19 protein-coding genes are annotated in these 24,207 nt (G+C 62.4%); 9 read left to right on the forward strand and 10 right to left on the reverse strand.

The genetic code is table 11. The annotated features are described in order from the left end of the window. Window positions 1–21: 21 nt before the first annotated feature. Window positions 22–2,172 carry a methionine--tRNA ligase gene (gene metG, locus AAGS40_RS03520; RefSeq protein ID WP_345813193.1) on the reverse strand — a complete coding sequence of 717 codons (2,151 nt, stop codon included), beginning with the start codon at window positions 2,170–2,172 and terminating at the stop codon, window positions 22–24. A gap of 465 nt (window positions 2,173–2,637) precedes the next feature. Further along, a complete protein-coding gene (locus AAGS40_RS03525) occupies window positions 2,638–3,291 on the reverse strand; it encodes an OmpA family protein (protein WP_345813194.1) in 654 nt (217 codons plus the stop codon). A 348-nt stretch (window positions 3,292–3,639) separates the two neighbouring features. Between AAGS40_RS03525 and apbC the strand changes: the two genes are divergently transcribed. The 5 genes from apbC (at window position 3,640) to AAGS40_RS03550 (ending at window position 9,266) form a co-directional block, all read left to right on the forward strand. Then, the gene (gene apbC / locus AAGS40_RS03530; protein ID WP_345813195.1) at window positions 3,640–4,728 is read left to right on the forward strand and encodes an iron-sulfur cluster carrier protein ApbC; all 1,089 of its coding nucleotides are present in this window, start codon (window positions 3,640–3,642) and stop codon (window positions 4,726–4,728) included. 130 nt (window positions 4,729–4,858) lie between these two features. Next, the gene (locus AAGS40_RS03535) at window positions 4,859–5,392 is read left to right on the forward strand and encodes a superoxide dismutase family protein (RefSeq protein ID WP_345813196.1); all 534 of its coding nucleotides are present in this window, start codon (window positions 4,859–4,861) and stop codon (window positions 5,390–5,392) included. Between the two features lie 252 nt (window positions 5,393–5,644). Further along, a complete protein-coding gene (gene dcd / locus AAGS40_RS03540; RefSeq protein ID WP_007175915.1) occupies window positions 5,645–6,214 on the forward strand; it encodes a dCTP deaminase in 570 nt (189 codons plus the stop codon). 86 nt (window positions 6,215–6,300) lie between these two features. Further along, window positions 6,301–8,586: an arginine/lysine/ornithine decarboxylase gene (locus tag AAGS40_RS03545; RefSeq protein WP_345813200.1), complete on the forward strand. Its 2,286-nt coding sequence runs from the start codon at window positions 6,301–6,303 to the stop codon at window positions 8,584–8,586. Between the two features lie 2 nt (window positions 8,587–8,588). Then, window positions 8,589–9,266: a lysozyme inhibitor LprI family protein gene (locus AAGS40_RS03550; RefSeq protein ID WP_345813201.1), complete on the forward strand. Its 678-nt coding sequence runs from the start codon at window positions 8,589–8,591 to the stop codon at window positions 9,264–9,266. A gap of 21 nt (window positions 9,267–9,287) precedes the next feature. Here the strand turns inward: AAGS40_RS03550 and AAGS40_RS03555 are convergent, their stop codons facing one another. The 4 genes from AAGS40_RS03555 to zwf all read right to left on the reverse strand — a co-directional run bounded on the left by AAGS40_RS03555 (window position 9,288) and on the right by zwf (window position 15,296). Next, window positions 9,288–10,214, reverse strand: coding sequence for a bestrophin family ion channel (locus AAGS40_RS03555; protein ID WP_345814241.1), 927 nt, complete (start codon window positions 10,212–10,214; stop codon window positions 9,288–9,290). An 837-nt stretch (window positions 10,215–11,051) separates the two neighbouring features. Then, window positions 11,052–12,968, reverse strand: coding sequence for a bifunctional transcriptional regulator/glucokinase (locus AAGS40_RS03560; protein ID WP_345813203.1), 1,917 nt, complete (start codon window positions 12,966–12,968; stop codon window positions 11,052–11,054). Continuing rightward, window positions 12,946–13,653, reverse strand: coding sequence for a 6-phosphogluconolactonase (pgl, locus tag AAGS40_RS03565; protein ID WP_345813205.1), 708 nt, complete (start codon window positions 13,651–13,653; stop codon window positions 12,946–12,948). Before pgl ends, AAGS40_RS03560 begins: the two co-directional genes overlap by 23 nt. Window positions 13,654–13,832: 179 nt before the next feature. Then, entirely contained in the window at window positions 13,833–15,296 is a 1,464-nt protein-coding gene (gene zwf / locus AAGS40_RS03570; RefSeq protein ID WP_345813206.1) for a glucose-6-phosphate dehydrogenase, read from the reverse strand. Window positions 15,297–15,845: 549 nt separating this feature from the next. On the opposite strand from zwf, the gene AAGS40_RS03575 reads away from it, so the two are divergent. The 4 genes from AAGS40_RS03575 (at window position 15,846) to ugpC (ending at window position 20,305) form a co-directional block, all read left to right on the forward strand. Next, complete coding sequence (locus AAGS40_RS03575) at window positions 15,846–17,093, forward strand: ABC transporter substrate-binding protein (protein WP_345813208.1); 1,248 nt, start codon at window positions 15,846–15,848, stop codon at window positions 17,091–17,093. A 207-nt stretch (window positions 17,094–17,300) separates the two neighbouring features. Next, on the forward strand, window positions 17,301–18,239 hold the full coding sequence (locus AAGS40_RS03580) for a sugar ABC transporter permease (protein ID WP_345813211.1): 939 nt from the start codon (window positions 17,301–17,303) through the stop codon (window positions 18,237–18,239). Continuing rightward, window positions 18,229–19,086: a carbohydrate ABC transporter permease gene (locus AAGS40_RS03585; protein WP_345813213.1), complete on the forward strand. Its 858-nt coding sequence runs from the start codon at window positions 18,229–18,231 to the stop codon at window positions 19,084–19,086. The genes AAGS40_RS03580 and AAGS40_RS03585 overlap by 11 nt, the downstream gene beginning before the upstream one ends. Before the next feature lie 103 nt (window positions 19,087–19,189). After that, the gene (gene ugpC, locus AAGS40_RS03590; RefSeq protein WP_345813214.1) at window positions 19,190–20,305 is read left to right on the forward strand and encodes a sn-glycerol-3-phosphate ABC transporter ATP-binding protein UgpC; all 1,116 of its coding nucleotides are present in this window, start codon (window positions 19,190–19,192) and stop codon (window positions 20,303–20,305) included. Window positions 20,306–20,411: 106 nt separating this feature from the next. On the opposite strand, the gene AAGS40_RS03595 is transcribed toward ugpC, so the two are convergent. The 4 genes from AAGS40_RS03595 to trxB all read right to left on the reverse strand — a co-directional run bounded on the left by AAGS40_RS03595 (window position 20,412) and on the right by trxB (window position 24,161). Beyond that, the gene (locus AAGS40_RS03595; RefSeq protein ID WP_345813215.1) at window positions 20,412–21,332 is read right to left on the reverse strand and encodes a LysR family transcriptional regulator; all 921 of its coding nucleotides are present in this window, start codon (window positions 21,330–21,332) and stop codon (window positions 20,412–20,414) included. Between the two features lie 245 nt (window positions 21,333–21,577). Further along, complete coding sequence (locus tag AAGS40_RS03600; RefSeq protein WP_345814243.1) at window positions 21,578–22,198, reverse strand: trimeric intracellular cation channel family protein; 621 nt, start codon at window positions 22,196–22,198, stop codon at window positions 21,578–21,580. A 13-nt stretch (window positions 22,199–22,211) separates the two neighbouring features. Further along, on the reverse strand, window positions 22,212–22,970 hold the full coding sequence (locus tag AAGS40_RS03605) for a Smr/MutS family protein (protein WP_345813216.1): 759 nt from the start codon (window positions 22,968–22,970) through the stop codon (window positions 22,212–22,214). A gap of 189 nt (window positions 22,971–23,159) precedes the next feature. Beyond that, on the reverse strand, window positions 23,160–24,161 hold the full coding sequence (trxB, locus tag AAGS40_RS03610; RefSeq protein WP_345813218.1) for a thioredoxin-disulfide reductase: 1,002 nt from the start codon (window positions 24,159–24,161) through the stop codon (window positions 23,160–23,162). Window positions 24,162–24,207 lie beyond the last annotated feature (46 nt).

Raw genomic sequence — 24,207 nt, forward strand, 5'->3', positions numbered from 1 at the left:
CTTCCCGCATGGGCGTGCGCGTTACTTGACGCGCATGCCCGGCTTTGCGCCGCTATCCGGTTCAAGCACGTAGAGACCGGGTTCGGCTTTCTCGTCGGTCGCCGACGCGGCCAGCACCATGCCTTCGGACAGGCCGAACTTCATTTTGCGCGGCGCGAGGTTCGCGACCATGACGGTCAACTTGCCGATCAGCTGCTCGGGCTGATACGCCGACTTGATGCCCGAAAAAACGTTACGCGTTTTCTCTTCACCCACGTCGAGCGTGAGCTGCAGCAGCTTGTCCGACCCCTCGACCGCCTTGCAGTCGACGATTTTCGCAATACGCAGATCGATCTTCGCGAAGTCGTCGATCGAAATGACGCCTGGCGCTTCCGCTTCTTTCGCGGCGGCCGCTTTGGCAGCCTTGGCCTTGTTCTTCGCGTCCGCTGAGGTCGCTGCGGCGGCGGTTGCGGCGTCCGGCGTGGCTTGCAGCGAATCGCGATTGGCGCCGAGCAGCGCTTCGATCTGCTTCGGATCGACGCGCGTCATCAGATGCTTGTATGCGTTGATCGGACGCGCGGCGGTGAGCGGCACGTTCGCGTCTGCCCACACGAGCGGCTCGATGCCGAGGAAACCTTCGACCGCTTCCGCCAGCTTTGGCAGCACCGGCTTTAACGCGAGCGACAACAGGCGGAACGCCTCGATACTCACGCTGCACGTTTCATGCAGCGCAACCGCGTTCGCCGGGTCTTTCGCCTGATCCCACGGCTTGGCGGTGTCCACATACGCGTTGACCGTGTCGGCCAGGTCCATGGTCTGACGCAGCGCACGGTTGTATTCGCGCGCCTCGTAGTTCGCGGCAATCTGCGGCACGGCGGCGCGCAGCGACACGAGCAGCGGATGCTGCATCGCGCTGTCCTGCACGCGGCCGTCGAAGCGCTTGATCAGGAAGCCGGCGGCGCGACTCGCGATATTCACGTACTTGCCGACCAGATCGCTGTTCACGCGCGCCTGGAAGTCGTCGAGATTCAGGTCGAGGTCTTCCATCGTGCTGTTGAGCTTGGCCGCGAAGTAATAGCGCAGCCATTCCGGATTCAGACCCGTGTCGATCACACTTTGCGCGGTGATGAACGTGCCGCGCGACTTCGACATTTTCGCGCCGTCCACGGTAAGAAAACCGTGCGCGAACACGTTGGTCGGCGTGCGGTGGCCCGAGAATTCGAGCATGGCCGGCCAGAACAGCGTGTGGAAATACAGGATGTCTTTGCCGATGAAGTGGTACTGCTCCGCCTTCGAGCCCGGGCGGACCCATGCGTCGAAATCGAGCCCACGCTTTTGCGCCAGGTTCTTGAAGCTCGCGTAGTAGCCGACCGGCGCGTCCAGCCACACGTAGAAGTACTTGCCCGGCGCGCCGGGAATTTCGAAGCCGAAATAGGGCGCGTCGCGCGAAATGTCCCAGTCGGCGAGCTTCGCCTCGCCGGCCTCGCCGAGCCATTCGCGCATCTTGTTGGTGGCCTCCGGTTGCGCGAGACCGCCGACCCACTCGCGCAGGAAATTCTCGCAACGCGGATCGGACAGACGGAAGAAGTAGTGCGTCGAGGTCTTACGAATCGGCGTGGCGCCTGAGACCACCGAGTACGGGTTGATCAGATCCGTGGGCTGGTAAGTCGAACCGCACACTTCGCAACTGTCGCCGTACTGGTCTTTCGCGCCGCATTTCGGGCACTCGCCCTTGATGAAACGGTCGGGCAGGAACATTTCCTTGACCGGGTCGTACGCCTGTTCAATGTCGCGCGCCTCGATCAGGCCCGCTTCCTTGAGCGCCAGATAGACGTTTTCGCTGAGAACGCGGTTCTCTTCGGAGTCGGTGGAATAGTAATTGTCAAATGAAATGCCGAAGCTGTCGAAGTCGCGCTTGTGCTCCAGCCATACGCGTTCGATCAACTGCCGCGGCGTCAGTCCTTCCTTCTCCGCGCGCAGCATGATCGGCGTGCCGTGCGTGTCGTCGGCGCCCACGTAGTACACCTCGTGGCCGTGCATTCGCAACGTCCGGACCCAGATGTCCGTCTGGATATATTCGACCAGATGGCCGATATGAATCTGCCCATTCGCATACGGAAGAGCCGACGTGACAAGAATCTGGCGACGGCCTGACGGCGCGCCTGCGGAAAGATCGGTTGCGGGTGCTGACATATGGATCGGGGGAACCTGCGGTGGGACGAAACGTTGATTCTAGCAGGGCGGCCCGCCGACGCGGCGCGGGTTGCCCGGGCGTGACGCGTGTCGCCGGAAGTGGCCGTCACGAAAAACGCGTGGCGCTGCCGGAGTCACGACGTAGCGGAAAAGGGCGACGGGAAGATGAGCGAAACGGGAAGGACTTGAAGCGAAACCGACGTGCGATTTGCCGGGCATCTTGCGCGCACATAAACCGAGCGCCCAAAAAAAACCGGGGCTATTAAACCCCGGAGCAACAACGACAAGAGGAGAATGGTGACGCGGCGGCATCGCCAGCCACGTACCGTAAAGACAGACCGCGGATTTTCCGCAGAGTTCGAAATTTTTTTCGTTCTCGCGCAGATTTCCTGTTCCGCATTTTTTACGACGTCACCGCATACCGTGACGCCGCTGTGTCCATTCTCCGATGCCCCTTGTTGCGCTTTACTGCGTGGCGTGCTGAGCCGTGGCGCGCAGATAGATTTCCACGCGACGGTTCGCGGCGCGGCCGGCTTCGGTATTGTTGTCGGCGATCGGCTGGGTCTGACCCATGCCTTGTGCCGACAGGCGCTGCGGCGCGACGCCGCGTTGCGCGAGGTAGCCGGTTACGCTTTGCGCGCGATTGACCGACAGCGTCTGGTTATACGCCGGCTGGCCCGTGCTGTCCGTATGGCCGACCACCTGAGCGATCAACTCCGGATTCTGCTGCATGGTTTGCGCCAGCTGGTCCAGCACCGGCGCGAACGACGGCTTGACCGCGTAGCTGTTGGTGTCGAACGTGACCGAACTCGGAATGTTCAGCTTGAGCGAGCCGTCCGGCTGCTCCGTGATCTGCGTGCCGGTGCCCTTGGTGGCGCCCGACAGTTTGTTGTGAATCGCCTGCCAGTTGTAGCCGGTAATGCCGCCCACCGCAGCGCCGACGCCGGCGCCGATCGCCGCGCCCTTGCCGCCGCCGAAAATCGCGCCCAGTGCGGCGCCCGTGCCGGCGCCTACGCCGGTGCCGACTGCCGTGTTGGTGCCCTGTTGCGATGCGCAGCCTGCCAGCAAAGAGCCAGCAACAGCAAAAACAGCCAGGCGAGTCATGATTTTTGCATTCATTTTGATTCCTCTTGAGTGATGCGAATAACGCGAGTAACCCGCAGCCGGTGGTGCCGGGACGAGCCGGCGAACGTGACGGCAATACGGCGAACTTCCGACTTCAAGGATAGTGCAACCTCATTCGCTGTCCCGGTCTGACAGCAAAGAAGGGTCTTCCGGCACGGCATGGCGGCAGCCACTACAATATGACTGAAGCTCGCAGCGATGCGGCGCCATGGCGCTCCGCCTGCCCGAAGGGTGCCCGGCACGCCAGGATTACGCAATGCTGTCTAACAATTTTTTTCAAATTCCGGCGCGTGGCCGAGCTTTCGATTCCACCGCGCCGCGAGCGTTCCCCACGGAGTGTCAATGAGTATCGATCGGGCTTTGGTCGACGCCGCTGTTGCGGCCGTCACTGACCCCAACACCGCGCGGCCATACGCCGCTGCGAAGAACATCAGAAACGTGACCGTCGAGGGTGACACGGTTGCTGTGCAAGTGGTACTTGGCTATCCGGCCATGCGACAGTTCGAGTCGATCCGCGCGCAGTTCGCCGACGCGCTGCGCGGCGTGCCGGGCGTGGCCCGTGCAAGCATCGCAGTTTCCCAGCAGATCGCGGCGCACACGGTCCAGCGTGGCGTCAAATTGTTGCCGAACGTTAAAAATATCGTCGCCGTCGCGTCGGGCAAGGGCGGGGTCGGCAAGAGCACGACGGCCGTCAACCTGGCGCTCGCGCTGGCGAGCGAAGGCGCGTCGGTCGGGATTCTGGACGCCGACATTTACGGCCCGTCGCTGCCCATGATGCTGGGCATCACAGGCCGCCCCGAGTCGCCCGACGAAAAGTCGATGAATCCGATGAGCGGCCACGGCGTGCAGGCCAACTCGATCGGCTTTCTGATCGAGCAGGACAATCCGATGGTGTGGCGCGGGCCGATGGCCACGTCGGCGCTCGAACAACTGCTGCGGCAGACCAACTGGCACGACCTCGACTATCTGATCGTCGACATGCCGCCGGGCACCGGCGATATCCAGCTCACGCTGTCGCAACGTGTGCCCGTGACGGGCGCCGTGATCGTCACCACGCCGCAGGACATCGCGCTGCTCGACGCGAAGAAGGGCCTCAAGATGTTCGAGAAGGTCGGCATTCCGATTCTCGGCATCGTCGAGAACATGGCTATGCATATCTGCTCGAACTGCGGGCATGAAGAGCATATTTTCGGCGCGGGCGGCGGCGAGCGGATGGCGCAGGAGTACGGCGTGGAAGCGCTCGGCAGCCTGCCGCTCGACATTTCGATCCGCGAGCAGGCGGATTCCGGCAAGCCCACGGTCGTGGCCGACCCGGAAGGCCGCGTCGCCGGGATCTATCGCTCGATCGCGCGCAAGGTGGCGATTCGCATCGCCGAGCGCGCGCGCGACATGACGTCGAAGTTTCCCAGTATCGTCGTGCAGAACACCTGAGCCACGCTGAACAGCCGTTCGGACAAGGGGGCGGCACGTCTGTTTTCGCGTGCTCTCGCGGTATCATGTCGGCTTCACAAGTTCGGCTCGGCGGCCGCAGGGGCGGTCACCAGGCCGGCAAGAGGATCGCATGGGAAAACGAATCGACGGGCAGGCGGTGCATGCGTTCATCGTCCTGACTGCCAGCAGTGTGCTGTTATGCGGCTGTACCGCGTTCCTGAGACCACAGGAAAAACGCGCGGACGCGCAGTTGCTGCCCACCGTGGGCAATCAGGCGCGCGGGCTCGTCACGTTTATCGAGCGCTCGGACGGCGTCCAGGTCACCTACAATCTCGCGGGCTTGCCGCCCAATAGCGATCACGCGCTGCAGGTCCACGAGCGCGGCGATTGCAATGCTGCCGACGGCTCCAGCGCGGGCCAGGTGTTCGCGCCGGCCGCCGAGCGTCTGAAAGCGGGCGCGCGGGTCGAAGGCGATCTCGGCAATATTCACGCGGATTCCAATGGCGTCGCCACAGGTTTCATCGTGGCGCCCGATGTATCGCTCGACGGCGTCCGCTCGGTATTGCAGCGCGCGGTGCTGTTGCATCACGACGCAACCGACCCCTACGCGTATCCGCAGCACGGCGCGGGCCCCGCGCTTGCGTGCGGTCTGATTCGCCAGTGAGTGCGAGCTTGCCAAGAGTGCGACGGGCACAACGGCGCGCGCGGGCAGCGCAGCAGTTCGATGATCGCGTAAAATAAGCGCTTTTTGCCGCCCGGCGCCGGAACTCTCCTCGCCGTTAGCGCTGCGCACGCTGGCATTCACGCCGAGCGGCCCGCCGGAAGGCCGTCGCGAACCCCAGCCGAAAGTTGCCCGGTCGCCACCGGGTTGTTATTCCGTCACACACCTGTCATTCACGTCGAGCAGCGTTCACCTATGACCATCAAATCCGACAAGTGGATTCGGCGCATGGCCGAATCGCACAAGATGATCGAGCCGTTCGCGCCCGATCAGGTCCGCGTCTCAGAAGACGGCCGGAAGATTGTCAGCTACGGCACGTCGAGCTACGGTTACGACATCCGCTGCGCCGACGAATTCAAGATCTTCACCAACATCAACTCGACCATTGTCGATCCGAAGAACTTTGACGAGAAATCTTTTGTCGACTTCAAGGGCGACGTTTGCATCATCCCGCCGAACTCGTTCGCGCTTGCGCGCACAGTCGAATATTTCCGCATTCCGCGCAGCGTGCTGACCGTGTGTCTGGGCAAATCCACGTATGCGCGTTGCGGGATCATCGTCAACGTGACGCCGTTCGAACCGGAGTGGGAAGGGCACGTCACGCTCGAATTCTCAAACACGACACCTTTGCCTGCGAAGATCTACGCAAACGAAGGCGTCGCCCAGGTGCTGTTTTTTGAAAGCGACGAAATTTGTGAGACGTCGTACGCGGATCGCGGCGGCAAATATCAAGGTCAGCACGGCGTCACGTTGCCGAGGACGTAACGCCGGCAGCGCACTGACCCACCAGCTATTCGGGTGACCGCTGCCATTCGCGGAATGCAGCGGTCGTTCTTTTTGGAGATTCGCCCATGAAGTTTCGTTTTCCCGTCGTCATCATCGACGAAGATTTCCGCTCCGAGAACATCTCGGGTTCCGGCATCCGGGCTCTCGCCGAAGCTATCGAGAAAGAAGGCGCGGAAGTGCTCGGGTTGACGAGCTACGGCGATCTCACGTCGTTCGCGCAGCAGTCGAGCCGCGCGTCGTGTTTCATTCTGTCGATCGACGACGACGAACTGCTGCCCTACGTCGACAACGTGGTAGTGGAAGGCGAGACGCCCGAGCTGGCCGCGGCGATTGTCGCGCTGCGGGCGTTCGTCACTGAAGTGCGCCGCCGCAACGCGGATATTCCGATTTTCCTGTACGGCGAAACGCGCACGTCGCGTCACCTGCCTAACGACATCCTGCGTGAACTGCATGGTTTCATCCACATGTTCGAGGACACGCCGGAGTTCGTCGCGCGCCATATCATCCGCGAAACCAAGGTGTATCTGGACTCGCTCGCGCCGCCGTTCTTCAAGGAACTGGTGCAGTACGCGGACGAGGGTTCGTATTCGTGGCACTGCCCCGGACACTCCGGCGGCGTCGCGTTCCTGAAGAGTCCGCTTGGCCAGATGTTCCACCAGTTCTTCGGCGAAAACATGCTGCGCGCCGACGTGTGCAACGCAGTCGACGAGCTCGGCCAGCTGCTCGACCACACCGGTCCGGTGGCCGCCTCCGAGCGCAACGCCGCGCGCATTTTCAGCGCCGACCACGTGTTCTTCGTGACCAACGGCACGTCCACGTCGAACAAGATCGTCTGGCATGGCACCGTCGCACCGGGCGACATCGTGCTGGTGGACCGCAACTGCCACAAGTCCATCCTGCACGCGATCACGATGACCGGCGCGATTCCGGTGTTTCTGACGCCCACGCGCAACAATTTCGGCATCATCGGGCCGATTCCGCGCAGCGAGTTCGAGCCGGAAAACATCAGGAAGAAAATTCTCGCCAACCCGTTCGCCCGTGAAGCGCTCGCGAAAAATCCGAATTTGAAGCCGCGTATTCTGACGATCACGCAAAGCACCTATGACGGCGTGATCTACAACGTCGAGATGATCAAGGAAATGCTCGGCGACTGGCTCGACACGCTGCATTTCGACGAAGCCTGGCTGCCGCATGCCGAGTTCCACGAGTTCTACCAGGACATGCATGCGATCGGCGCGGGCCGTCCGCGGATTGGCGCGCTGGTGTTCGCCACGCACTCCACGCACAAGCTGCTGGCCGGCATTTCGCAGGCGTCGCAGATCGTCGTGCAGGACTCGAAGAACAGCCGCTTCGACAAGCACCGCTTCAACGAAGCGTATCTGATGCACACGTCCACGAGCCCGCAGTACGCGATCATCGCCTCTTGTGACGTTGCCGCGGCGATGATGGAAGCGCCCGGCGGCCCGGCGCTCGTGGAGGAGTCCATTGCGGAAGCGCTGGATTTCCGCCGCGCGATGACTAAGGTCGACGCCGAATATGGCGACGACTGGTTCTTCAAGGTGTGGGGCCCGGACCAGTTCGCCGAGGAAGGCATTGGTTCGCGGGAGGACTGGATGCTGCGCCCGAACGACGCGTGGCATGGCTTCGGCCCCCTCGCCGAGGGCTTCAACATGCTCGATCCGATCAAGGCGACGATCGTCACGCCGGGTCTGGACATGGACGGCGGCTTCGGCGAGTCGGGCATTCCGGCCGCCATCGTCACGAAGTATCTGGCCGAACATGGGATCATCGTGGAGAAGACGGGGCTCTACTCGTTCTTCATCATGTTCACGATCGGCATCACGAAGGGCCGCTGGAACTCGATGGTCACCGAACTCCAGCAGTTCAAGGACGACTACGACAACAATCAGCCGCTGTGGCGCGTGCTGCCTGAGTTCGTCTCGCATCATCCCATGTACGAGCGCGTCGGCTTGCGCGATCTGTGCGAGCAGATCCACAGCGTGTACCGTGCCAACGACATCGCGCGTCTCACGACCGAGATGTATCTGTCGAGCATGGAGCCGGCGATGAAGCCTTCGGATGCGTTCGCGAAGCTCGCGCATCGCGAGATCGACCGGGTGCCGATCGACGAACTCGAAGGCCGCGTCACGTCCATTCTGCTCACGCCGTATCCGCCGGGCATTCCATTGCTGATCCCGGGCGAGCGCTTCAACAGGACCATCGTCAGCTATCTGCGTTTCGCGCGCGAGTTCAACGAGCGCTTTCCGGGCTTCCATACGGACATCCACGGGCTCGTGGGCGAAACGATCAACGGGCGCATCGAATATTTCGTCGATTGCGTGCGCGCCTGACCATGCGGCGCTTGCTGGGAGCGCTGGCGGTGGCGCTTATCGTGCTGTCGCCGGTTGCGCACGCCGAGGTAGCGGCCGCCGATCCGATCGACGCGTCGATGCGCACGTGTCTTGCGCGCAGCGACATGTCATCGACGATGGGACAGGTGCAGTGCATGGACAACGCGCGAATCGGCTGGAACAGCGCGTTGGATAGCGCGTGGCAGCAGTTGGAGACGAAGTTGCCGCCCGCGCGCCGCAAGGCGTGGCAGAAGAGCCAGATGGCGTGGCGTGCGTCACGCGAAGCCGAGAAGCAGTTGCTGGCCGCCGTGTTCGCCACCACGCGCGGTTCCATGTACGTGCTCGCCGAAGCCGATATGCAATTGCAACCGGTGCGCGACCGCGCGCTGGCTTTGCGCAATGCGGTGACGCAAACGGACGGCGGTCCGCCGCGCCACGTGCGTGCCTGCACGTCAGACGCGCAATGCGAACATGCGATGTTCGATCTGAACCGCTATTACCACCGCCTGCAGTCGAAAATGCCTGCGCGCTCGCGGCCCACGCTCGTGCGGGCGCAGCGAGCGTGGAGTGCATATCTGAACGCCACGGCGCCGCTCGTGGACGAGCGTGGACGCGTCGACATCATTGGCGCGCGGGTGGCGACGCTCAAGCGTTTGTCGGAGACGGTCGGCAACGATTGAGTGCGGCGTGGTCGCAGTCGATCAGGTGAGTATGTAGCCCGTGTCGCGCGGCTTGGGCAGTTCCAGACCGGGTTCGCCGAGCAGATCGCGCATGGCGTCTTCGATGAAGAGCGACATCATGTCGAGCGCGAGGTCGTTGTCGTCGGTGCCGAAGGGTTCTTCGATTTGCGACGCGATGGCTTCGTGCGCCATGAACGTGTACGCGACGAACACCGCGAAGACCGGTGTGAGTATGCCGATGCTGTCGACGAGTCCGAACGGCAGCGACGCGCAGAAGAAGTAGACCGTGCGGTGGATCATCACCGAGTACGCGAACGGCAGCGGCGTAGACGCAATGCGCTCGCATCCGCCGATTACATCCGATAAAGCACCCAGATTGCGGTCGATGGCAACCACGGCCATGGGATCGAGTTCGCCTGCCTGCGCGCGACGCTGAACCCATTCACCGAGAAAAAGCATGAGCGTTGCGGGCCTGTGGCGCGACGACATGACGCGTTCCAGCAGAGTCTGGGGCAGGCGCGCCGCGAGGTCATCGCGCGGATCGGTTTTGCGAAGCTGATGGCGCAGTGCGTGCGGCAGTGCGCTGAGTGCCGCGATGAATTCCCTGATGTCTTCTTTGGGCACTTGCCGCACAGGGAGCGTGAGCGCCTGGCGAGTGAGCGAGCGCGAATCGTTCAGAAGCTGGCCCCACAGTTTGCGGGCTTCCCACCAGCGGTCGTAGCTGGCGTTGTTGCGAAATCCGAGGAAGACCGCCAGCGCGATGCCGATGAGGGAGAAGGGCGCGGTGGAGTTGAGGTTCAACGAGATGGGCAGCAGGTGATCGTGGGCCGCCACGGCGACGATGGAAATACAGAAGATCAGAAATAGCCGCGGCAGCAGGCGCGGGAGGACTGAGCCTCGCCAGGCCAGCAGCATGCGGAACCAGTGGAGATGGGGGCGGATGATCATCTGGGGTTTGGGGTTGGGTTGCCTTCGGCGGTGGGGGTCTATTATCGCTGGTGTTTTTGGGGGTGGGGTTTTGCCTTCGGCGGGGTTTGGTTTTTTTGGTTTTACCAGCTGTGGTTTTTTTCTGTTGGATTGGGGTTTGGGCCTTTCCTTGATTTGTCTTTGGTCTATTAGCGTTGCCCCTGTGCGGGGCGGCACTCACTTTCTTTGCAGCCGCAAAGAAAGTAAGCAAAGAAAGCGGCTCACACCGCCAGCCATGAAGCGGGCGCCCTGGCTTGGAGGGCATATTGGTTCGATCTACGAATGATCCCCCGGACACTCCACGCCCGTGACACAGCCGTCATCCGCTCCCACTCCGCACTTCGTGCGTCGCGGACGGGTCTGCCTGGGAAACCAGTGGGGCGGTGACACAGCGGCGGGGCCATCGGCTTCGCCCCGGCGACACGGCGGAAACCCATAATTAGTGTGCGGGGGGCGCGGACAACCGATGGTTGGGGATGTACCCGGGGGCGCGCGTAGCGCTGCCGGAAGAATGACTGCCTTGTCACGGGAGCGGAGTGTGCGGGGGCACGGATTCCAGATGGGCCACTGCCTTCTGCGAACTGGGGGACCCGCTTAAGAGTTAGCGGTTTGAGCCGCTTTCTCTTGCCTACTTCTCTTTGCGGCGGCAAAGAGAAGTAGGTGCCGCCCCGCACAGGGGCAACGCTAATAGACCACAAGCAAGACAAGGAAAGGCCAACGCCGCATGCAAACACCAAAAAGGCCAACGCCGCAGGCAAACAACCATCCCTACGCAGCCAGAAAACCAACCACCGCCGCAGCCAAAAAAAACCTAAACCCTCATTCAGGCGCTGAAGAAGCCGCCCCATGACTTAACCAGTCCAACACAGCACTAGCATCATCATCAGCACCCTGCCGCGCCTTGGCGACCGTCTCGGCCACATCCGCGCTAGGCACGGCGCGCCGAATCGCGACGCCGACCGCGAGAATGTCGATCATCACCAGATGCAGAATCCGCGAAATCATCGACAACTGCGACTCGCGAATCTCGATGTGATCCGTCTCGAGCGCCACCGTGGCGCGCTTGGCCAGCGGCGTATTGCTCGACGTGATCGCAATGACCTTGGCCCCCGCCTGCATCGCAACATCGAGAACGCGCAACAACTCCGGCGCGCGCCCGGACTTGGACACGGCCACGATCACATCGCCCTTTCCAAGCAACGCCGCCGACGCCGCCTGCATGTACAGATCGCCATAAGCAATCGTCGGAATGCCAAACCGGAAGAACTTGTAATGCGCATCCTGCGCGACGATGTTCGAATTGCCCAGCCCGTAAAACTCGATACGCCGTGCACCGTTCAACAGATCGATCGCGCGCTCCACCTGCTCGAAATTCAGATGCTCGCGCAGTTGCAGGATGGCCGACACGGTGTTGTCCAGCACCTTCGCGCCGAAATCGGTTGCGGTGTCGCCGAGATGCACCTGGCTATGGCTCACCGGAATCGTTCCGGTCAAACCGGTCGCCAGTTTCAGCTTGAAATCGGACAAGCCCTGGCAGCCGAGCGAACGGCAGAAACGGATCACCGTCGGCTGGCTGACGTCAGCCTTGCGGGCAATGTCGACGATCGGATCGTTGATGATCGAACGCGGATGATTCAGCGCGAGATCGGCCACCCGGCGCTCGGCCGGCGTCAACGCGTCGCGCATCTGGCGAATCCGCTCGAACACCGCCGACGAACTGCCGCCCGCGCGATTCGACAACTGCTCGGCCAGAATCGCCGACACGCCGAGAAATGCCGGGTATTCGGCCGTGATCACATACGTCGGCACGTTCCGCAAATACGCTTCAAAGCGGCCCTTGGCCTCGAACCGCTTGCGGAACGACGAACGGGCAAACGTTTCGCCCAGGCGCGGCACGACGCCGCCGCCAATATAGATGCCGCCCAGCGCGCCGAGCGTCACCGCGATATTGCCGGCGAACGTGCCGAGAATGCCGCAGAACACGTCGACGGACTCGGCGGCGAGCGGCTCGCCCTCCAGCGCACGCCTGACGATCTCGATCGTGTCGACGTTCGCCGCCACACGCTTCTTGTCGCGGCCCGCAAGCGCACGGTAAATCACTTCGATGCCCGGCCCCGCCGCCACGCGTTCGAACGACACATGCGGCCACTTCTTGCGCGCATAGTGCAGCACGATGTCCTCGCGCTCGTCGGCCGGCGCGAAAGTGGCGTGGCCGCCTTCGCTGCCGAGCGCAATCCAGCGGTCGTCGGCAGGAATCAGGCCGGACACGCCCATGCCGGTGCCCGGTCCGAGCAGACCGATCACGCTGTTCGGCCGGCGCGTGCCGCCGCCCACCTGCACACGTTGCGCGTCGTTCAGACCGGGAAGCGCCATGGCGAGCGCGGTGAAGTCGTTCACCACCAGCAGCGTGTCGAAACCGAGCGTGCGGCGCGTGGCTTCGATCGAAAAGCTCCAGTCGTGATTGGTCATGCTCACCTGATCGCCGTCGACCGGATTCGCAATCGCAATGGCCGCATGATTCACACGGCCAATCTTCGTGTCCTTCAGATACTTCTTGATGACTTCGGCTACGCCCGGATAGTCCGCGCATGGATACACCTGCACGGAGCCGATTTCGCCCGGCGCGTATTCCAGTGCGAAGCGCGCATTGGTGCCGCCGATGTCGGCCAGCAGCCGGGGTCCATCGGCATGCTGGCCCGCGCCCGGAGCAGCCTTAGTTTGCACACCAGTAGACATCGAGTCTCACTCCCTTGTCGTTTGCCAACTGCGAGATGGCATTTTTTTCTAGCGAAGCGGCGGCTGCGTTGAGCACGTCCATCTTGCGCGGTCCTGCGATCAGCAAAAACAGATGCTTCACCTGTTTCAACGCCGACATCGACCAGCTCACGCGCGCATGCGGCGCGGCACCCGGATGCACGGCGACGAAGTGATCCTGGGTGGTGATCGCGTGATCCCACTCGGGCGAGTCGGCAAACAGGGACGCTGTATGGCCGTCTTCGCCCATGCCGAGCACCGCGACGTCCGGCACCACGGCAAAGCGCGGGTCGGCATTGAGCGCGGCGACATGCGCGTTCAGATCGTGCGACACGTCGACGAGCGGCCAGAACGTGGCGTTCTTCGCGGCATTCTGCAGCAGCGTTTCATGCGCGAAGCGCGCATTGCTGTCGCTGTCCGTATCGGGCACCCAGCGGTCGTCGACCAGTGTCACTGCGATGCGCGACCAGTCGAACGTTTGCGTGGATAGCGTCTTCAGGAATGGACGCGGGCTGCTGCCGCCGGACACCGCAAGCATGACAGGGCGCGTGCCGGCGCCCGGCGCGGCCGTTTGCGCGGCCAGCGACGCATTCAACGCGTCGCCGACTGCCTTTGCCAACGCATCGGACTGGGCACTTTGATCACTGAATGTGTGAATCTGGATCACTTCTCCTCCGTGCTGCTTTCTTGTTGGATCTGCGGAAATCCGCGGGACTGCCGTCACGGTTCGTCTGCAGCACAGGCTGCATGACAGACACCGCGTGGCAGACGCCATTCCGTTCAGTTCGTCGGTGGGTCTGGGTAGCGAAGCGCGGCGCTCGAACACACACCGCACTGCGCCGCGATTCAATTCTCTTCTTCGAGCCAGCAGGAGCCGTGCTGCGCGAGCATCGCGCTCGCCGCAGCCGGTCCCCATGTGCCCGCTGCATAGGGTTTGGGCGGTCTGTTCGACACCTTCCATTCGTCGAGTATCGGTTCGACCCAGCGCCATGCCGCTTCCTGCTCGTCGCGACGCACGAAGAGCGCGAGGCGTCCGTTGATCACGTCGAGCAGCAGACGCTGGTAGGCCTCCATCTGGCCTTCGCGGAAGAACTGGTCGAATGCGAGGTCGAGGTGGACGCTGGCGAGGTTCATGCCCTCGCCCGGTTGCTTCGCAAGACAGTAGAGCCGAATGGTTTCGTTCGGCTGCAGACGGATCACGAGACGGTTTGCGCCGGCGCGCAATGCGGAAGTTCCGAGCGCCGAATGCGGCACCGGACGGAAATTCACGACGATCTCGGCGACACGGTCCGCGAGACGCTTGCCCGTGCGCAGGAAAAACGGCACGCCGGCCCAGCGCCAGTTATCAATCTCGACTTTCAGCGCAACGAAGGTTTCCGTCTGGCTGTCCGGCTTGACGCCATGCTCGGTCGCATAGGCCGGCACCGACGCGCCGCGGATCACGCCCGAGTGATACTGGCCGCGCACGGCCACCTTGCCGATGTCGCGCGGGTCGACCGGTTTCAATGCGCGCAGCACGCGCAGCTTTTCGTCGCGGACCGAATCCGAATCCATGGAATGCGGCGGCTCCATCGCGACAATGGAAAGCAGTTGCAGCAAGTGGTTCTGCACCATGTCGCGCAATGCGCCGGTGTTGTCGTAAAAGTCGCCGCGCGCTTCCACGCCAAGTTCTTCGGCGATCGTAATCTGAATGCTCTCGACCCACTCGCGGCGCCACAGCGGCTCGAACAGCGCATTGCCAAAACGCAATGCAAGCAGGTTCTGCACGGGCTCTTTGCCGAGGTAGTGGTCGATACGATAGATCTGTTCTTCAGCGAAGATTTCGCCAACCGCATCATTGATTGCGTTCGACGATCTGAGGTCGTAGCCGAGCGGCTTTTCGAGCACGATGCGCGCGTTCCCGTTCAGTCCGACCGAGGCGAGCGCACGGCAGATCGGCACGAAGAGGGAGGGGCCCGTTGCCAGATAAAACACACGAATGCCCGGCAGATCCTGGATCGCGTCGCGCAGATGCACGAAGTCTTCCGGATTGCCCAGGTCGATGTTCACGAACTCGATACGTTCGAGAAAGCTCGCCCATGCCGCTTCATCCACACCTTTCTTCGACACGTGCGGTTTGACGTGCTCGTTCACCCACTGAAGATACTCACTGCGATCCGCCGCATGCCTCGCCACCGCGACGATCTTGCCGCTGTCGGCCAGCATGCCGCCCGCACGGTGCGCTTCAAACAGTGCAGGCAGGATCTTGCGCATCGACAGATCGCCGGTACCGCCGAAAAGAACGAAGGTGAAGCCTGAATCGGTTTGCATGAGTCTCCGTCGATGTCCTGGGGCCGCGCAAGTGAGCGAAAAGCGCGACCGTAGTCCGATAAAATATTTTTTGACACTGAATTGTAGTTTAACTACAATCCAAATCAAGAGGTAGCGCTAATTCGATGAAAAAAGCGTGCACTGTCAGGCAGGATGCGCGTTTTCGCGAATCGGCAGGCGTCCCCTGCATGTTAAAGGACATTGCGCAAGAGCACGTGCCAGCTTGTCCCGCGGCCTCGATGGAGTGCAGGACGAGGCGGCGTCAGGCGAACTGCTTCAGGCGAATTGCTCCGATCAACATGTAAGGCACCTCGAGTCTGCCGCGCTACGCGGGCAGGCAAAAATCAAAAGAGGAGACAGTCAGTTGCATCCCGAACCACTCATCTCTTGAGCTTCCAGCGGCCGGACATCGGTCCGCCGGCACATGCCTCGCGCATGCGCCCGACCGTGCTCGATCGCCCAGTGTTTTGCCTGTTTGAACCAACCACAGCACCCTGGCGACATCAGGGGCCATTCGTTTTTTGTTCAGGTGTCTGGAGGAGATAAGCAATGAAATTTCGCGCGATCATGGGCGCTTTGTGCGCCGCAGGTCTGATGTGTGGCGTCTCGGCAGTGCAAGCAGCCGAGTCGATCGAAGTGTTGCACTGGTGGACTTCGGGCGGCGAGTCGAAAGCCGTCGGCGTCCTCAAGGACGACATGACGAAACAGGGTTACACGTGGAAGGACTTCGCGGTTGCAGGTGGCGCAGGCGCGGCTGCCATGACGGCACTCAAGACGCAGGTGATCTCGGGCAACGCGCCGAGCGCTGCGCAGATCAAGGGCCCGCTGATCCAGGACTGGGCTTCGCAAGGCGTGCTGGTGCCGATCGACTCCGTCGCGGGTGACTGGAAAAAGAACCTGCCGCCGGAAATCGACAAGATCATGCATGCGGACGGTCACTACGTCGCCGCGCCGTTCTCGGTGCACCGCGTGAACTGGCTGTACATCAACAAGGCAGCGCTCGACAAGGCAGGCGGCAAGGTGCCGACCACGTGGCCTGAGTTCTTCGCGGTGGCCGACAAGATGAAGGCCGCGGGCATCCAGCCGATCGCGATGGGCGGTCAGCCGTGGCAGGACCTGACGCTGTGGGAAGACGTCGTGCTGTCGCAAGGCGCGGACTTCTACAAGAAGGCGATCGTCGACCTCGACGAGAAGACGCTGACGTCGGACAAGATGGTCGGTGTGTTCGACACGGTGCGCAAGATCCAGGGTTACTTCGACGCGGGCCGCACGGGCCGTGACTGGAACCTGGCCACGGCGATGGTCATCAACGGCAAGGCCGGCATGCAGTTCATGGGCGACTGGGCGAAGGGCGAATTCGCCAACGCCGGCAAGAAGTCGGGCTCGGACTACGTCTGCGCTGCGGTGCCGGGCACGGAAAAGGCCTACACGTTCAACGTCGACTCGTTCGTGTTCTTCCAGCAGAAGGGCTCGAAGACGGCAACGCCGGGTCAACTCGCGCTCGCCAAGACGATCATGACGCCGGACTTCCAGGAACAGTTCAGCCTGAACAAGGGTTCCATCCCGGTGCGCCTCGGCGTGTCGATGGCCAAGTTCGACGACTGCGCGAAGAAGTCGTATGCGGATGAACAGGTCGCGATCAAGTCGGGCGGCTACGTGCCTTCGCTGGCGCACGGCATGGCTCAACCGGACGCGGCAGCCGGCGCGATCTCGGACGTCGTGACGAAGTTCATGAACTCGCAGGAGGACTCGAAGAGCGCGGTTGCCGCACTCGCGAAGGCAGCGAAGACGAAGTAAGCAGCACGTAGTCGATCGAGTGAGGCGGCGCGCCCGGTTCTTCCCACAAGGATGCCGGGCGCGTCCTTCAGGTCCGCTGATTGCGTGAACGGCCGCCCGGGCAGCAGGCGGCTTCACTTTGTTTCAACGGGTCACACCTATGCCGCGACGGCCTTGCGCGACTCACGCGCACATGTCCCGCGGTACAGTTTCAGCAGGAGTCGAGTAGTGACTGCTTCCATTAGCGGAAACGGGAAAACGGCCACCGTTACCCGCCGCGCGTCGCCCATGGCGGCCCTTGCCGATCGCTGGATTCCGAAGCTGGTGCTCGCACCCAGCGTCGTGATCAGCCTGATCTTCGTCTATGGCTTCATTGCCATTACCGGCTATCTGTCGCTGTCCAATTCGCGACTGATGCCTCGCTATGAATTTGTCGGTTTAGACCGTTATCGCGAACTGTTCGATAACGACGTGTTCTGGACGTCCGCTGCCAACCTCGGCTGGTTCGGCATCCCGTTCATTGGTATCTGTATCGGTCTCGGCCTCTTCCTTGCCATCCTGCTCGATCAGCAGATCCGCAACGAAGGCGCGCTGCGCGCAGTGTTTCTCTACCCGATGGCGCTGTCGTTCATCGTCACCGGCACGGCGTGGCAATGGATCATGACGCCGAGCATCGGCCTCGAAAAGGTGTTTCACGACTGGGGCTGGACGAGCTTTTCGTTCGGCTGGCTCGGCGACCCCGACAAGGCGATTTTCTGCGTCGTGATCGCGGCGGTATGGCAATCCACCGGCTTCGTGATGGCGCTCTTCCTCGCCGGTCTGCGCGGCGTGGACGGCGAGATCTTCAAGGCCGCGCAGATGGACGGCGCGGGGCTGCCGACCATCTACCGCAAGATCGTGATTCCGAGCATGCGTCCGGTGTTCTTTTCCGTGCTGCTGATTCTCTGCCACATCACGATCAAGACCTTCGACCTCGTGGTCGCATTGACCGCGGGCGGTCCGGGCACGTCGTCGTCGCTGCCGGCTATTTTCATGTACACGTTTTCGTTCAATCGCGGGCAGCTGGGCGTCGGCGCGGCATCGTCGATGATGATGCTCGCCACCGTCGTCGCCGTGCTCGTGCCGCTCATGTATCTGGAATCGAGGAGCACGCGCAATGCAGCCTAAGATGACGATCAGCCGTGCCGTCATTTACGCGGCCCTGATTCTGTTCGCCCTGTATTTCCTGTTTCCGCTGTACGTGATGCTGTCCACGTCGTTCAAGGACATCGACCAGTTGCGCACCGGCAATCTGCTGACGCCGCCGACCCACTGGACCATCGATCCGTGGATCAAGGCATGGAGCGGCGCCTGTACCGGCGTGCGCTGCGACGGCATGCAGCCGTTCTTCATGAACTCCGTGCGCATGGTGATTCCGGCCGTGCTGATCTCGTCGATCATCGGCGCGTTCAACGGTTATGTGCTCACGCACTGGCGTTTTCGCGGCGCGGACCCGATCTTCACGATGATCCTGGTCGGCTGTTTCATTCCGTTCCAGGCGATCCTGCTGCCGATGGCGCGTTTCGAAGGCGCAATGGGTCTGTCGAACACCACGACCGGTCTGGTGGTCGTGCACGTGATCTACGGTATCGCGTTCACCACGATGTTCTTCCGCAACTTCTACGTGAGCATTCCGGCTGAACTCGTGAAGGCGGCCCGCATCGACGGTGCGGGTTTCTTCACGATCTTCACGAAGATCCTGCTGCCCGTTTCGCTGCCGATCTTCATGGTGTGCCTGATCTGGCAATTCACGCAGATCTGGAATGACTTCCTGTTCGGGATCGTGTTCTCCGGCGTGGATTCCATGCCGATTACGGTGGCGCTGAACAACCTCGTGAACACTTCGACCGGTGTGAAGGAATACAACGTGGACATGGCCGGCGCAATTATCGCCGCGTTGCCCACGCTGCTGGTCTACATCATCGCCGGACGCTATTTCGTGCGCGGCCTGACGGCCGGCGCGGTGAAGGGCTAAACCATCCGAGCTCGGCGGCGCAATCCGCGCAAAGTGCGGGAGGCGCCGCCGTCACCCGACCAAGACGTTTTCAAGCAGTACCAGAGACTAGAGGATTCACAGCATGGCAAGCCTTTCCATCCGTGACGTGTACAAGACTTATCCGAACGGGGTGCCGGTTCTGAAGGGTGTCAACATCGACATCGAAGACGGCCAGTTCCTGATTCTGGTCGGCGGCTCGGGCTGCGGGAAGTCGACGCTGCTCAACATGATCGCCGGCCTCGAAACCGTGACCAAGGGCGAGATTCAGATCGACGGCAAGACGGTCAACAACCTGTCGCCGAAAGATCGCGATATTGCGATGGTGTTCCAGTCGTACGCGCTGTACCCGTCCATGACGGTGCGCGAAAACATTTCGTTCGGCCTGAACATCCGCAAGGTGCCGAAGAACGAGCAGACGCAGATTGTCGACCGTGTGTCGAACACGCTGCAGATCACGCACCTGCTGGACCGCAAGCCGGGCCAGCTGTCCGGCGGTCAGCGTCAGCGCGTGGCAATGGGCCGTGCGCTCGCGCGCGACCCGGTCATGTTCCTGTTCGACGAACCGCTGTCGAACCTCGACGCGAAGCTGCGTATCGAAATGCGTTCGGAAATCAAGCTGCTGCATCAGCGCCTTGGCACAACGATCGTCTACGTGACGCATGACCAGATCGAAGCCATGACGCTCGGCGACCGTATCGCGGTGATGAAAGACGGCATCGTCCAACAGTTCGGCGCGCCGCAGGACATTTACGACTCGCCGTCGAACCTGTTCGTGGCCGGCTTTATCGGCGCGCCGCCGATGAACTTCATTCAGGGCAAGCTGGTCGGGCAGGGTTCGGGCGTTGGGCTCGAACTCGATACGGGCGTGACGCGCCAGGTGCTGAATCTGCCGTTCGACACCGCGAAGGTGAAGTCGCATATCGGTCGCGATGTGATTCTCGGCCTGCGCCCGGAGCGCATCACCGACGCACGCGCCGCGCACGGCGACAACGCGCAGTTGCAGGCGATCGACGTGAAGGTCGACGTGATCGAGCCGACCGGTCCGGACACACTGGTGTTCGCGCAGGTCAACGGCAAGCGCGTGGTGAGCCGCGTGCACCCGGCTTCGAATCCGCAACCGCTGTCCAATAGCACGCTGCTGTTCGATACGTCGAAGGCAGTGCTGTTCGACCCGGCGAACGAAGAGCGCATCGCCTGACGTCGGGCCTGGTCCAGCCCGGCTTCGGGCAGTGAGCCGATCAGTCCAGTCAGAAAAAGCCCCGCACGTTGTAAGACGCACGGGGCTTTTCCATTTGCGTCGTAGCTCAAGACACGTCGGGCATGCGCAGATCCGGATTGTTCTGCACGAGCGCCGTGAACCACTCGGTGAACGCGCGCAGTCGCGAACTCAGATTGCGCCGATGCGCATACAGGATCGAAAGCGGTGTGCTCGGGCTTCCGAAGTTCGAGAGGATTTCAACCAGCGCGCCTTGCTCGATCAGGTCCGCCACCATGTAGCGCGACGGCTGGATGATGCCGTGGCCGAGCGTGCCGGCGCCGATATAAACGCTGCCGTCGTTGACCGCCAGCACGCTTTTCAGCGTGACCTTGACGATCTCGCCGTTCACGTCGTACTCGAACGGAAACGTGCGGCCCGTGCGTGCGGACACGTAGTTGACCGCGCGATGCTGCGCGAGGTCGTCGAGCGTGGTCGGCGTGCCGTACTTCTCCAGATAGCGTGGCGACGCGCACGTGACGATCTTCGCCTGTCCGATGCGCCGTGCGACGAGGCTCGATTCCTCCGGCGTGCCCATGCGGATCACGCAATCCACCCCGTCCTGAATCAGGTCGATGTTGCGATCGGCGAGGCCGAGGCGCACGTCGATCTCCGGGTATTGTTCATAGAAATCGTCGAGCGCGGGCAGCAGCAGCGCGCGGGCGAGCGTGCCGGACGTGTCCACACGGATCGTGCCGGACGGACTTTCGCGCTTGTTCGACAGCGACGACTCCGCGTCGGCGACTTCCGCGAGAATGCGCACGCAGCGCTCGTAGAACAGCGCGCCGTCTTCAGTCACGCTGACCTGACGCGTCGAGCGGTTCAGCAGACGCACACCGACGTGTTCCTCCAGCGCCTGGATCGTGCGGCTGACCTTGGCGCGGGGCAGGTCGAGCGACTCGGATACTTTGGTGAAGCTGTTTGCATCCACCACACGCGTAAATATCTCCATCGCTTCGAAACGGTCCATGTTTTGCCTTGTAAGTGATGTCGCGAAAAGAGCGTTCGACCTGAAGTGTAATAGCTGGAAATTTTGTTGTCCGCGTGCGTGCGCGCAGCGGGTTCACGCGAGTCTCTCGGGCGGCCGAACGGCCGTTTATCCGACGGCGCGGCGGTCACCAATAATCCGTCGCGGGTTGCCGCACTATCGTGGGCGGATCGAAAAGCGCTGGGGCGTTGGCGAGCAGCAAGCAGGCGACGTGAGCGGGGCGCCGCTCAATGTGGCAACCTCACGTTGAATCTGAATGTCAGAAGCCTGGCGAGCAGAATGAACGCGGTGGCGATCAACACGCTGTACACCGTGTCAACCTGCATGTAATCCAGCAGCACGTAAAGCCAGCAGCCGACGAACGCACAGGTTGCATAAGGCCGTGAGTCGCGCAGAATCAGCGGCACTTCGTTGCACAGCACGTCACGAATCACGCCGCCGAACACGCCCGTCAGCACGCCCATCATCACGGACGTGAACCACGGCATCTGCGCGTCGTGCGCGATCGAGGTGCCCGCAATGCTGAACAGCCCGAGTCCGATCGCATCGGCCACGAGCAGCACGCGCTCGGAGAGCAGACGCGACGTCATCTTCAACACGATTGGCGCGAAGAGCGCCATCACGAAGATTGCGATCAGATAGTCCTGATGTTCGACCCAGTAGAACGGGCGCCGCTCCAGCAGCACGTCGCGCAACGTACCGCCGCCGAAAGCCGTGGCGATCGCCACGAGAAACGTGCCCACGGCATCGAGCCGCCGCGTTTTCGCTTCGATGAAGCCGGAAATCGCGTAGGCGAAAATCGCCAGCGCTTCCATGATGGTCAGCGCGAGCGTCAGCCTGGGATGGATCACCGCGGCCCCGTCAGGATCGGGCGTGAGCCGGCGACGCGCCCGGCTGCAGCAGCACGACCACTGCACCCGCGCCGCCGTCGTGAGGACGCGCCTGGCAGAACGCGATCACCTCGGATTTCTGTACCAGCCACGCGCGCACCTTGCCTTTGAGCACCGGCTCCTTGCCGATCGAGCCGAGTCCCTTGCCATGAATCACGCGCAGGCAGCGCAAGCCGCGTTTGACCGATTCGCGGATGAACTCCGCCAGCGCCTCGCGCGCTTCCTCGCGCCGCATCCCATGCAGGTCGATCTGCGCCTGCACGATCCAGTCGCCGCGCCGTAGTTTTCGCACGACTTCCTGACTCACGCCAGGCCGACAATAGGAGAGTGTCTCGTCAGTCTCCAGCAGGATCTCGGGATCGAATTCGTCCGAAATCGCTTCATGCAGCACGGCTTCCTCATCGAGTCTGGTTTGCACCGGCAGCGGGGGCGGCGGATTGCGCGGTATCGTTGCGCGCGGCGGTACCGCGAGCGGCGCCACTGCGCCGATCTCGCGACGGAACAGGTCAGCTTCCGCCGCGGCCTCGCGTTGCGCCGCCGCGGCGGCTGTGCGTTGCCGCTCGCGACGCTCGGCGTCCCCCTTTAATGCTTCACGCAGCGCGCCGAGACCGGCGAGTCCGGCCGCCCGTTCTATCTTCGGCGCAGCGGCGGGCGCGGTCTGCTCCGCCGCAGGCTTGGCCGCGCCACGCGCGCGCTTTGGTTCGCTCGGATGAGGCAGATTCTTCGGCATATCGCAAAGAGACGGAGAGATGGACGATTGCGCGCGGTACCAACCACATGAATCACGCGAGTCAAAACGCAAAAGGCCGCAGGCTTGTCAGCCGCGGCCTTCGCTGTGGCAGACGGCCGGGCCGAGCCCCGCCGCCATTTTACCGTTGCGCCTGCATGACCGACGGGCGCTGCGGCATCCGTTTGCCGATTAACGCTCGGCTTCCTGGCTCATCGCATGCTCGCCGGCCATCTCGTTGATCGTTTCGAGGTAGCGCTGTGCGTCGAGCGCGGCCATACAGCCCGTGCCGGCGCTGGTGATCGCCTGACGATACACGTGGTCCTGCACGTCGCCGGCCGCAAACACGCCGGGCACGCTCGTGGCGGTGGCAAACCCGTTCAGGCCGCCCTGCGTGATGATGTAGCCGTTCTTCATCTCCAGCTGGCCTTCGAAAAGGTCCGTGTTCGGCTTGTGGCCGATCGCGACGAAGATACCTTGCAGCGCGATGTCCGTGGTTGCGCCGGTTTGCGTATTCCGGATGCGCAGACCGGTCACGCCGGACGGGTCGCCGGTCACTTCGTCGAGCACGCTGTTCCATTTGATATCGACGACGCCTTCCTTCTCTTTCGCCAGCAGACGGTCGATCAGGATCGGCTCGGCGCGGAACTTGTCGCGGCGGTGAATCACCGTGACCTTCTTTGCGATGCCCGACAGATAGAGCGCTTCCTCGACCGCGGTATTGCCGCCGCCGATCACGGCGACGTGCTGCTGCTTGTAGAAGAAACCGTCGCACGTGGCGCAGGCGGACACGCCCTTGCCCATGAACGCTTCTTCCGACGGCAGGCCGAGATACTGCGCCGACGCGCCCGTGGAGATGATCAGCGAATCGCACGTGTATTCGCCCGAATCGCCAATCAGACGAATCGGCCTCTCATGCAATTTGGCTGTATGAATGTGGTCGAAAATGATTTCGGTGTTAAAGCGCTCGGCGTGCTCCAGAAAGCGCCCCATCAGTTCCGGCCCTTGCACGCCGTTCGCGTCGGCGGGCCAGTTTTCGACGTCGGTCGTGGTCATCAGCTGGCCGCCCTGGGCAAGGCCCGTGACGAGCACCGGCGCGAGGTTGGCGCGTGCCGCGTAGACCGCGGCGGTGTAGCCGGCGGGACCGGAACCGAGAATCAGAACCTTGGCGTGTTTCGTGGAAGTTGCGGGCATGATCGAATCCTTTTACGGCGCCCGGCTCGCCATGCGAGGCCGCGCG

The sequence above is a fragment of the Paraburkholderia sp. PREW-6R genome, assembly GCF_039621805.1.
Classification (GTDB): domain Bacteria; phylum Pseudomonadota; class Gammaproteobacteria; order Burkholderiales; family Burkholderiaceae; genus Paraburkholderia.